The 11158-nt window shown below is 67.7% G+C and carries 8 protein-coding genes and 1 tRNA gene; 6 read left to right on the plus strand and 3 right to left on the minus strand.

Annotated features, from left to right (window positions below; all coding sequences use genetic code 11):
* Positions 1 to 56 precede the first annotated feature (56 nt).
* Positions 57 to 1019, plus strand: a complete 963-nt coding sequence (nudC, locus tag VIM54_RS02030) for an NAD(+) diphosphatase (RefSeq protein WP_331898739.1) — start codon at positions 57 to 59, stop codon at positions 1017 to 1019.
* The gene (locus tag VIM54_RS02035; RefSeq protein WP_331898740.1) at positions 1016 to 2695 is read left to right on the plus strand and encodes an ATP-dependent helicase; all 1680 of its coding nucleotides are present in this window, start codon (positions 1016 to 1018) and stop codon (positions 2693 to 2695) included. The genes nudC and VIM54_RS02035 overlap by 4 nt, the downstream gene beginning before the upstream one ends.
* Here VIM54_RS02035 and VIM54_RS02040 read toward each other — a convergent pair.
* Both VIM54_RS02040 and VIM54_RS02045 read right to left on the minus strand, forming a co-directional pair.
* Positions 2595 to 3521, minus strand: a complete 927-nt coding sequence (locus VIM54_RS02040) for a hypothetical protein (protein WP_331898741.1) — start codon at positions 3519 to 3521, stop codon at positions 2595 to 2597. The two genes, VIM54_RS02035 and VIM54_RS02040, sit on opposite strands and share 101 nt — an antisense overlap.
* Before the next feature lie 212 nt (positions 3522 to 3733).
* A complete protein-coding gene (locus VIM54_RS02045) occupies positions 3734 to 5113 on the minus strand; it encodes a zinc-dependent metalloprotease (RefSeq protein ID WP_331898742.1) in 1380 nt (459 codons plus the stop codon).
* Positions 5114 to 5215: 102 nt separating this feature from the next.
* Here VIM54_RS02045 and VIM54_RS02050 point away from each other — a divergent pair, with 102 nt between their 5' ends.
* The 4 genes from VIM54_RS02050 to VIM54_RS02065 all read left to right on the plus strand — a co-directional run bounded on the left by VIM54_RS02050 (position 5216) and on the right by VIM54_RS02065 (position 10287).
* The gene (locus VIM54_RS02050; RefSeq protein ID WP_331898743.1) at positions 5216 to 6328 is read left to right on the plus strand and encodes a YlbL family protein; all 1113 of its coding nucleotides are present in this window, start codon (positions 5216 to 5218) and stop codon (positions 6326 to 6328) included.
* A gap of 134 nt (positions 6329 to 6462) precedes the next feature.
* Entirely contained in the window at positions 6463 to 9300 is a 2838-nt protein-coding gene (locus VIM54_RS02055) for a UPF0182 family protein (protein ID WP_331898744.1), read from the plus strand.
* Between the two features lie 4 nt (positions 9301 to 9304).
* Positions 9305 to 10165, plus strand: a complete 861-nt coding sequence (locus VIM54_RS02060) for a class I SAM-dependent methyltransferase (protein WP_331898745.1) — start codon at positions 9305 to 9307, stop codon at positions 10163 to 10165.
* A gap of 48 nt (positions 10166 to 10213) precedes the next feature.
* Positions 10214 to 10287: transfer RNA gene (locus tag VIM54_RS02065), tRNA-Met, on the plus strand.
* A 397-nt stretch (positions 10288 to 10684) separates the two neighbouring features.
* Here the strand turns inward: VIM54_RS02065 and VIM54_RS02070 are convergent.
* A partial coding sequence (locus tag VIM54_RS02070; RefSeq protein ID WP_331898746.1) for an HAD-IA family hydrolase occupies positions 10685 to 11158 on the minus strand: 474 nt, incomplete at its 5' end.

The raw sequence follows: 11158 nt of genomic DNA on the forward strand, positions 1-11158 counted from the left end.
GCCGGCCGGCCACGAACGCCACGCTGTTCCCGCCTCCTTCACCGATTGGTCGCCCCATGTCCACTCCGCTCCCAGCCCGGCAGCCGCAGGCCGCGCTCCCGTTCTCGTCGCTTCCCCTCTCCCGTCACGCGCTCGACCGCGACTACCTCGGCCGCAACCGCGAGGGCCTCTTCGACGAGCTCTGGGGGGACCCGGCAACCCGCGTGCTCGTGCTCTGGAAGGGCAACGCCCTGCTCGGCGCGAACGGTCGCCTCGCCCTCCTTCCGGCCGACCGGGTGCCGGATGCCGAGCTGCGGCTCTACCTCGGACGTTCGCTTGCCAGGGACTCGCTCGGTCTGCCCATCGTCGGGGCGCAGATCGGCGACGAGGCAGCGGTAAGACTCAACTCCGACCCGGCGGCGTGGGCAAACCTCCGCGTGGTCGGCAACACCCTCAGCGACCTCGACGCCGGCCTCTTCACGGCGGCGCTCGCGCTCGCGAACTGGCACAAGTCGCACGGCTTCTCGCCGCGCACCGGTGCCCCGACGGTGCCGGAGCTGGGCGGCTGGGTGCGGCGGAACGTGGATGACGGCAGCGAGATCTTCCCCAGGACCGACCCGGCGATCATCGTCGGCATCGTCGACTCGCAGGACCGCATCCTGCTTGGCCACAACGCCATGTGGGACGCCAACCGCTATTCGCTGCTCGCCGGGTTCGTGGAGCCCGGGGAGTCGCTCGAGAGCGCGGTGATCCGCGAGGTGTTCGAGGAGTCGGGCATCCGCGTCGTCGACCCGGTGTATCTGGGCTCGCAACCGTGGCCGTTCCCCGCGTCGCTGATGCTCGGGTTCTCGGCCACGGTCGACCCGGACGAGGAGTCCACCCTCACGCCGGACGGCACCGAGATCCTGGACCTTCGCTGGTTCAGCCGCGCGGAGCTCGCCGATTCGCTCGGCGAGATCTTCCTGCCGGGTTCCACGTCGATCGCCCGGGCGATCCTCGAACAGTGGTACGGCGGCCCGATCGACGACGGGCAGCAGTGAGTTCGGCCGAATCCCTCCTCGACGGCCTCGACGCCGAGCAGCGCGTCGCGGCCGAGAGTCTGCTCGGACCGCTGTGCCTCCTCGCGGGGGCCGGCACCGGCAAGACCCGCGCGATCACCCACCGCATCGCCTACGGCGTGGCCACCGGCGTGTACGCGCCCGGGCGGGTGATGGCGCTCACCTTCACCTCCCGCGCGGCCGCTGAACTGCGCGGGCGTCTCAGGGTGCTGGGCGCGACGGGCGTCGCCGCACGCACCTTCCACGCCTCCGCGCTCTCGCAGCTCGGCTTCTTCTGGCCGCAGGTGATCGGCGGCACCATGCCGCGCATCCTCGACAGCAAGGGCAGGCTCCTCGGCCAGGCCGCCGAGATGCTGCGGCTCAAGCTCGACACCGCGACCCTGCGGGACCTCGCCGCGGAGATCGAGTGGCGCAAGGTCTCCCGGCTCACCCTCGACCAGTACGCGGAGATCGTCGCGCAGCGGCCGCTCCCGGCCCTCCTCACCGCGGAGAAGATGATCGCCATGCACTCGGCATACGAGGCGATCAAGGACGACCGCCGGCAGCTCGACTTCGAGGATGTGCTGCTCGCCACCGCCGGCATGATCGAGACCGAGCCGCGGGTCGCGCAACAGGTGCGCGAGCAGTACCGCTTCTTCGTGGTGGACGAATACCAGGACGTCTCACCGCTTCAGCAGGCGCTGCTCGACCTGTGGCTCGGCGACCGGCAGGACCTCTGCGTGGTGGGCGACGCGAGCCAGACCATCTACTCCTTCGCCGGGGCATCCGCCGACTACCTGCTCGGCTTCCCCACCCGGTACCGCGAGTCCACCGTCGTACGGCTCGAGCAGAACTACCGGTCGACACCCTCGATCGTGCACACCGCGAACCGTCTCATGCGGGGCCGGCCGGGGGCCCTCGCCCTGCGCGCCGCGGTGAAGCCGCCGGTAGCCATCACTCCCTCGGTCACCGCCTACCCGAGCGACATCGCCGAGGCGCGAGCGGTCGCGGCCCAGATCGGTGAGCAGATCGCGGGCGGCGCCAAGCCGCAGGACATCGCCATCCTCTACCGCATCAACGTGCAGTCCGCGGTGCTCGAGGCCGCCCTCACCGACGCCGGCATCACCTTCCAACTGCGCGGCGGCACCAGGTTCTTCGAGCTGCAGGAGGTGAAGCAGGCGCTCATGATGCTCAAGGGCGCCGTCGTCGGTGCCACCCACGAGCCGCTGTTCAAGACGGTGAGCGATGTTCTGCGCTCGCTCGGCTGGACCCAGGATGCCCCGGAGGCGCGCGGTGCTGTGCGGGACCGCTGGGAGTCCCTCAACGCGATCATGGGTCTCGCGGAGTCGTCGCCGAGCGGCACGACCCTTCGGGCGTTCGTGGACGAGCTGTTCGAACGGTCGGCCGCGCAGCACGAACCGACGATGTCGGCCGTGACCCTCGCCACCCTGCACTCCGCGAAGGGCCTCGAGTGGGACACCGTCTACCTGGTCGGGCTGAGCGACGGCTTCGTGCCGATCACCTACGCCAAGACGCCGGAGGCGATCGACGAGGAGCGCCGCCTGCTCTACGTCGGCGTCACGCGGGCGCGTCGCCGACTGCACCTGTCATGGTCGAGCGGTGGAGGCGGCCGAGGCGGGGCTCGCCGACCGTCGCGATTCCTCGCCGAGCTGGACTGACACCCTCCACGGTCCACGAGTCGATGCCGCCGCCGGCAGCCCCGCACAGGCAGTCCGGATGCGGCCACCACACGGTGCTGCGCCTCGCGCCGTCCGCCGTGCCGATGTCGACGGAGCTGGAGGAGCCGCCGCTTCCTCGCGGGCCATTCTCTCGGGCCCCGGGCCGTGCAAGCCGCGCGAGCACGAGCCGGGCGACGCTGACCGCCACCTCCTCGACGAGCAGCGCGCCCTCCGCGCTCGACCGGCGACCCAGCAGCTGGGAGGCGATCGCCGGCCAGGCCGGGTCGGCATCCGTCCTGGCCAGTTCGACGCACCACAGGCACGGTCCGGCTCCTGGCTCCACGAGGGGCCCGATCCGCACCGTCTCGTCGCCGAACACGACCGGCAGGTGGGGGAGGTCTCGGCCCAGCCAGCGGCCGTGCAGGTTCGGCGGGATCACGAATCCGGCGACGATCACGACGAGGGATGTCTCGTCGCCGTCCGGGACGACGGCCACGTTCGAGCGGCGCAACAGGTGGGCGATGCGTTCGGCCGCCGGCCCGTCGCCCACGACCGTCACCCGGCGCTGAGGGGCGGCCACGGACGCGGCGACAAGCGCCGGCTCCAGCCGGTCGAGCAGGAGGCCCACCTCGTCGCGGTTGCCGCCCGCCGACGCGGCGATCATCTCGAGCCCCGATCGACTCACGCCCACGAGCAGGGCGGCGATCATCCGCTCGTCGGCGCCGGACACCGCCTCGAGCACGACGCGCGGCGCGTCAACGCCGAACTGCAGGCTCGACGGCGTTCGCCAGAGCAGGGGAAGCCGGGGGTCGAGTCGCAGAACCATCCGCCCATGATGCGCGGACCACCGCCCGGGCGTCGCCCACAGTCCACAGCCCCGGCCGCCCCCGTCGTCCCACCCTTGCGAAATTCATGCATTTCAGCTAGACACGCCGCTCAGTTGCGCCGCCGAGCGCGTGTCGCTCAGATTTGCATGGATTTCGGAAGAGGAAGGGAAGGAAAGGAAGGGAAGGTAAGGGAAGGATGAGAAAGGGAGGGCTAGAGGGACGGGTCGTCGGCCGAGCCGTCGCGTGCCTCGTGCGGGCGATCGTCCGTCGTGTCGTTGAGCAGGTCTTCGATGGCCTGGTCGATGTCGTCGGGCGCAGGCGTCGGGCCGGTCAGTCGAGCGACGAGGGCGGCCGGGTCGTCGATGTCCTCCGACGTCGGCACGAGGTCTGGATGCGACCAGAGCTCATCGCGAGCCTCCGGGCCGACCTCGTCGGTAAGTTTCTGCCACATCGCGGCGGCCTCGCGCAAGCGTCGCGGCCGAAGTTCCAGCCCGACGAGGGTGGAAAACGCCGACTCGGCCGGGCCGCCGGCAGCGCGCCGACGCCGAACCGTCTCGGCGATCGCCCCGGACTTCGGCAGTCGAGTGGTCGCCTGGGCGGTCACGACATCCACCCAGCCCTCGATGAGGGCGAGCATGGTCTCGAGGCGCCCGAGGGCGGCGAGCTGCGACTCGGACTTCGGCGGGATCAGTGCGCCGCTCACCATCGCCTCGCGCAGTTCCTCCGGATTCGACGGGTCGAAGTCGGTCGCGAGCTGTTCGAGCCGCTCGGTGTCGATCCGGATGCCCTGGGCGAACTCCGAGATGGAGGTCATGAGCTGCAGCCGCATCCACTTCGCGTGCCGGAACAGTCTCGCGTGGGCGAGCTCGCGCACCGCGAGGTAGAGCTGCACCTGGTCCTGCTCGATGTCGAGCCCCGCGCCGAAGGCCGCGACGTTCTGGGGGAGTACCGCTGCCTGCTGGTCGGCCTCGGTGCCCGCGCTGAGCAGCGGGATGCCGACGTCGCCGCCGGAGACGACCTCGCTCGCGAGCTGGCCGACGACCTGGCCGAGCTGCATGGCGAAGAGGGTGCCGCCGACGTTGCGCATGAGCCGCGACGCGCCGTCGATCATGCCGGACATCTCCTCCGGCGCCTGGTCGCGCAGCACGTCGGTGAGCGAGTTCGCGATGCTGAGGGCGACTGGCTCGGCGAGCTGGGTCCAGATCGGCATGGTGGCGGTGATCCACTCGGTGCGGCTGAGGAGTCGCGGATGCACGGTCAGTTCCGAGATGTAGGTCGCCTCGTCGAGCCACAGGGCGGCGATATGGAACGCCTGCTCGAGGGCCGCACGCTCGGCCGGGGTGGTGGCGACGACGTCCTTGGCCGCGATCGCCTTCGCCTGCTCGAGGGCCAGGCCCCAGTTGATGCCGTCGCCGCTCGACTGGAGGGCGCTCTGCAACTGAACGATCAGGTTCTTGATCATTTCGGGGTCGTTCGGCAGGCCGGCCGCGCTCGCGAGACGCTCAGGATCAATCTCGCCGTCACCGGAGAGAAACTTGTTGAGCATGTCGCGGAATTCGTCTTCCGGGTTGTGCGCCGAATCTTCAGACATAGCAACTACGCTAGCCGCTGCGCGCTCGACGCGGCTTGTTTTGACCTGTGCCTTGGCCCCGAAGATGTGCGCCTGTGGCGAACATCACGCGAAAGGACAGCGGTGGCGATCTTCACCGACGATTCTCCGGTCGGCGCGCCCGCACGGCACCGATCCCGCTGGGTCGGCTGGACCCTTCTCGTCGGAGCCCTCCTCGGGTCGTTCGGCTTCGCCATGGTCCCGGCGCCCTACGTCATCGAGCAGCCGGGGCCGGTCTTCAACACCCTTGGCACGGTGGACTTCGACCACAAGCAGGTTCCCCTTATCGAGATCCCCGGCCAGAAGACCTACCCCACCACGGGTGCGCTCGACATGCTCACGGTGAACGTGGTCGGCGACCGCCAACAGTCGCCGAGCTGGTTCGAGGTGGCGCAGGCCTGGCTCGATCGAAGCAAGGCGGTGCTCCCGCTCGACGCGATCTACCCGGTCGGCGAGACCGTGAAGCAGTCGAACGAGCAGGCCGCCGTCGACATGCAGAACTCGCAGAAGGATGCGATCGCCGCGGCGCTCACCCGGCTTGGCTACACCCTCCCGAGCACCCTGTCCGTCGCCGGGTTCTCACCGGACTCGCCATCGAAGGGACGCCTCCAGAGCGGTGACACCATCCTCAGTGTCAACGGCACGAAGACCGACAGCGTTCTCGGGCTGAGGGCCATCATCGCCAGGTCGGGCGCCGGCGTGCCGGTGACCATCGCCATCGCGAGGGGCGGCCAGGCGAAGAGCGTGGAGGTGACGCCGCAGCTGAGCACCGGACCCAAGCCGGCGCCGATCATCGGCATCTTCCCGGCCGTCTCGTACACCTACCCGTTCACGGTGAAGATCCAGCTGCAGGATGTCGGCGGCCCGAGCGCCGGACAGATGTTCGCGCTCGGCATCATCGACAAGCTGACTCCAGGATCGATCACGGGAGGCGCCAAGGTGGCGGGCACCGGCACGATCGACGCCGACGGAAACGTCGGGGCGATCGGCGGGATCCGGCAGAAGCTCTACGGCGCGAGGAACGCCGGAGCGACCTGGTTTCTCGCCCCGTACAGCAACTGCAACGAGGTGACCGGGCACATCCCGAGCGGTCTCACGGTGCTCGCGGTGAAGACACTCGACGACTCCCTGGCCGCCCTGAAGGCGATCTCCACCGGAGCGAGCACGAAGTCGCTGCTCAGCTGCCCAGCCGGCTGACCGGCACGGGGACCTCGCAGAACCACCCCTTAAGATGAGGGACACAGCATCCGCTACAAACCAGGAGCAGTCTCGTGACGTCCAGCCGCACAGAAGAGCGTCAACCTGCGTCGCGATCGAGAGTCACTGTTCTCGTGACGATCGCGGTTCTCGCCGTTCTGGTCATCCTCTTTTTCCTCTTCTCCAGCCTGTACACCGACTGGCTGTGGTTCGACCAACTGGGCTTCCTCAACGTGCTGACCACGCAGTGGGTGGCGAGCGCGGTGATGTTCTTCATCGGCTTCATCGGCATGGCGGTGCCCGTGTTCGTGAGCATCGAGGTCGCGTTCCGTTTCCGGCCCGTCTACGCGAAGCTCAACCCGCAGCTCGACCGCTACCAGCAGGTGATCGAGCCACTCCGCCGCCTCGCGATGTACGGCATCCCGGCGGTGCTCGGCCTCTTCGCCGGGGTGGCGACATCGTCGCGCTGGCAGCTCGCCCTCGAATGGATCAACGGCGTGCCGTCGGGCAAGGTCGACCCGCAGTTCGGGCTCGACATCTCGTTCTACCTCTTCGCCCTGCCGTTCTACCAGGCCGCGGCGGCGTTCGCCTCCGCCGTCGTGCTGATCTCCGGCATCGCCGCCCTCGCCACGAGCTACCTCTACGGGGCGCTGCGCTTCAACGGTCGTGAGGTGCGCATCTCGCGCTCCGCGCGCATCCAGCTCGCGACGACCGGTGCCGTCTACCTCGCCCTGCAGGCCGTGAGCATCTGGCTCGACCAGTATTCGACCCTTAGCAGCCAGACCAGCAGCACCCTTTTCGAGGGCGCGTCATACGCAGATGCGAACGCCGTGATCCCCGGCCGGCAGATCCTCGCCGGCATCGCGGCGGTCGTGGCGATCCTCTTCGTGATCACCGCGATCGTCGGCCGCTGGCGGCTGCCCATCATCGGCACTGCGCTCCTGCTCGTGAGCGGACTGCTCATCGGATCGGTGTACCCCTGGATCGTGCAGAAGTTCCAGGTGGAGCCGAACGTGCGCACGCTCGAGGCGCCGTATATCGACAGGAACATCGCGGCGACCCGCGAGGCCTACGGTGTCGCCGGCGTCAAGGAAGAACCGTATTCCGCCACGACGACGGCCGCCCAGGGCGCGCTGCGCAACGACGCGGAGACCACAGCCAACATCCGCATCATCGACCCGGCGCTCGTCTCGGATTCCTTCGCCCAGCTCGAGCAGATCAAGCAGTACTACCAGTTCGCCCCGCACCTTGACGTCGACCGCTACAAGATCGACGGCAAGTCGCAGGACACGGTCGTCGCGGTGCGCGAGCTCAACCAGGCCAACACGGGTGCCCAGCAGAGCTGGTACAACAACACCCTCGTCTACACGCACGGCTACGGCGTCGTCGCCGCGTACGGAAACCAGCGTTCGAGCGACGGCCTGCCCGTCTTCCTCGAGTCTGGCATCCCGAGCACCGGCGCCCTCGGCAAGTTCCAGCCGCGCATCTACTTCGGCGAGGACTCCCCGACCTACGCGATCGTTGGCGCCCCCCAGGGTGGAAGCAAGATCGAGCTCGACTATCCGGCCGGCGACCAGGGCAACAACCAGAACGCCACGACGACGTTCTCCGGCAACGGCGGGCCCAAGCTCGACAGCGTCTTCAAGAAGCTCATCTACGCGATCAAGTTCCAGTCGGAGCAGATCTTCCTCTCCAACGGCGTCAACAATGACTCGCAGATCCTCTACAACCGCAAGCCGGTCGAGAGAATCCAGAAGGTCGCCCCGTATCTGACGCTCGACAGCGATCCATATCCGGCCGTCGTGGACGGCAAGGTCGTCTGGATCGTCGACGGCTACACCACGAGCGCGAACTACCCGTACTCGGCCATCCAGCAGCTCAGCAACGCCATCTCCGACACCTACACGCCGGCCCCCGACTTCGCGCTCGACAACATCAACTACATCCGCAACTCGGTGAAGGCCACAGTCGACGCGTACAGCGGAAAGGTGACCCTCTACGCCTGGGACGACAAGGACCCGATCCTCAAGACCTGGCAGAAGATCTTCCCCTCCACGGTCAAGCCGGTGAGCACGATGAGCGCGCAGCTCATCAGCCACGTGCGCTACCCGGCCGACCTCTTCAAGGTGCAGCGCGAGATCCTGGGCACCTACCACGTCAGGGACTCGAACACCTTCTATTCGTCGACGGATGCCTGGACCACTCCGAACGACCCGGTGTCCGACGCGGCGACGGCGAAGCTCCAGCCGCCGTACTACCTCACGATGAAGCTCCCGGGGGCGAAGCAGCCCGCGTTCTCCCTCTACTCCACCTACATCCCGAACTCGAAGGGCGTCGGCACGAGGAACATCCTCACCGGCTACCTCGCGGCGAACGCGGATGCCGGCAGCACGGCCGGAAAGATCGACTCCGGCTACGGAAAGCTCACCCTTCTCGCGCTGCCGAAGCAGGACACGGTGCCTGGGCCGGGCCAGGTGCAGAACAACTTCAACACCGACACGGCGGTCGCCAACCAGCTGGCACTGCTCCAGCGCGGTGACACGAAGGTGAAGCGAGGCAACCTGCTGACGGTGCCCGTCGGTGGAGGACTGCTCTACGTGCAGCCGATCTACGTCGAGTCGACGGCCGAGACGAGCTACCCGGTGCTGCGCAAGATCCTCGTGTCGTTCGGGGACAAGATCGCCTTCGAAGACACCCTCAATGCGGCGCTGGACTCGCTCTTCGGCGGGGACTCGGGGGCGAGTGCGGGAGACGGCGGCGTCGTGACGACGCCGCCGACCACCGGAACGCCTGCGCCGCCGACCACCCCGTCGACGGGCGCGGACGCCACTCTCAAGGCGGCACTGGCCGACGTGCAGTCAGCGCTGACGGCTCGCGCCGCGGCACTCAAGTCGGGTGACCTGAGCGCGTACGCGACGGCCGATCAGGCCCTCGTGACGGCCCTCAACAAGGTATTCGCCCTGGAGAAGTAGACAGGTGAACGACGGGATCGCGCTCGACTCCGGCGATTGGCTCGACGCCAATCGCGCGAACTGGGACGAGCGCGTTCCCGTACACGTCGCGAGTGAGTTCTATGACCAGTCCGGGCTGCGCGCCGGCCGTGGCGCGCTGTACCCGATCGAGGAGGCCGAGCTGCCCGTCGTCTTCCCGGAGGGGGTCGACGGGCTGCGCATCCTGCACCTGCAGTGCCACTTCGGCGCGGATTCCCTCGTGCTCGCGCAGCGCGGGGCCACAGTCGTCGGCATGGATTTCTCGAGGCCGGCCGTGCGCCAGGCGCGGGAGCTCGCGGCGGAGGTGGGGCTCGCCGACCGCTCGAGGTTCATCGAGGCGAACGTCTACGACGCGCGGCACGCGCTGCCGGAGCCGGAGTCGTTCGACGCCGTCTACACGACCTGGGGCACCATCGGCTGGCTCCCGGATGTCGCGGAGTGGGCCAGGATCGTGGCCTGGTTTCTCAAGCCCGGGGGCCGCCTGTACTTCGCGGACGGGCATCCGACCGCCTTCGTCTTCGCCGACGGGGCCGACCCCGCGGCGCTCCCGGCGTTCACCTACCCGTATTCCACCGACGGCGCGGTCGACATCGTCGACGAGAACTACGACTATGCAGAGCGGCACGTGCTGCTCGAGAACACGGTCACCTTTCAGTGGCAGCATCCGCTCTCCGAGACGGTGACGGCACTGCTCGACGCCGGGCTACGCATCGACTTCTTCCACGAGCACTACGAGCTGCCTTGGCGCATGTTCGAGGTGCTCGAGCCCACCGGAACGGGCCTCTGGCGCTGGCCGGAGAAGAAGTGGCTGCCCCTGGGGATGAGCATCGCGGCCACGCGACTCTGACCGCCCGCGCGGGGCGCTGGCAGGCTGTGGTAGTGTTACTTCTTGTGCCGCGGGGTGGAGCAGTTCGGTAGCTCGCTGGGCTCATAACCCAGAGGTCGCAGGTTCAAATCCTGTCCCCGCAACAAATAAAGGCCCTCTGACCAGGTATTACCTCGGTCGGAGGGCCTTTTGTTTTGCTCGGACCTCAGGTGCCTCCGTTCTAGACTCCGGTCTAGGTGTGGATTTCCTGCACCTGTCCGTTTGGCAGCGCGCGACATGGCACGGATCTGGTTTCCTGTGCCCATTCGTTGAAACCCAATGCACGCTGTTGTTGCGTTAGAGGTACCTGAGCGCGAAATCTCAACGGACAGGGCTTACGGGAATCTCCAGGTCGGCCACTTCATTGAGGCCAGTGAGCGCGGGGGAGTGTCCGTAGGAGGTCCGGCTTGCGGGCACCAGCAACCATGAAACTGGGCGGCTAGGAGAGCATGATCAGCGCACGATGCAGGCCGCGCCGCGGAGAGACAGACAGATCGGCGTTCAACTCGGGCTAGCGAGCGCGAACGCTCGCCACATCTGTTCAGGCCGTGCAATCAAACATTGCATTCCTAAGACTGCACCGCCGACGTCGTCGTGCGCTGAGTCGCCGATCATCAGGCAATCTCTCGGGTCGGTGTCGAGCAAATCTGCCGCGAGTTGGAAGATTCGTGGATCGGGCTTCACGTATCCGACCTCGTACGACAAGACCACTGCGTCCAGCGCAGAGGAGATACCCCATCGTTCCAGTGCGGGGCGAATGTCTAGTGCGATGTTGGAGACAATTGCCAAGCGCATCCCCGCTCTAGATGCTCGGACAATAAGGTCCGACGCACCATCGTTCAGCACCCATTGATTCGGCATCGTCTCGTAGAGAGCCTCGGCGAAGTCGACTCCTATGGCGCCATCGTGGCTCAGAGTCGAGACGAAAGCGTGCCTATGAGCTGCGGGATCGAGATCCCAATCCAGGGTTGGGAA

Source organism: Lacisediminihabitans sp. (assembly GCF_036569425.1).
Lineage (GTDB): Bacteria > Actinomycetota > Actinomycetes > Actinomycetales > Microbacteriaceae > Lacisediminihabitans.

Excerpts from the sequence above, each read along its gene's own strand:
- nudC (WP_331898739.1), top strand. The coding sequence starts at position 57 with ATGTCCACTCCGCTCCCAGCCCGGCAGCCGCAGGCCGCGCTCCCGTTC.
- VIM54_RS02040 (WP_331898741.1), bottom strand. The coding sequence starts at position 3,521 with ATGGTTCTGCGACTCGACCCCCGGCTTCCCCTGCTCTGGCGAACGCCG.
- VIM54_RS02045 (WP_331898742.1), bottom strand. The coding sequence starts at position 5,113 with ATGTCTGAAGATTCGGCGCACAACCCGGAAGACGAATTCCGCGACATG.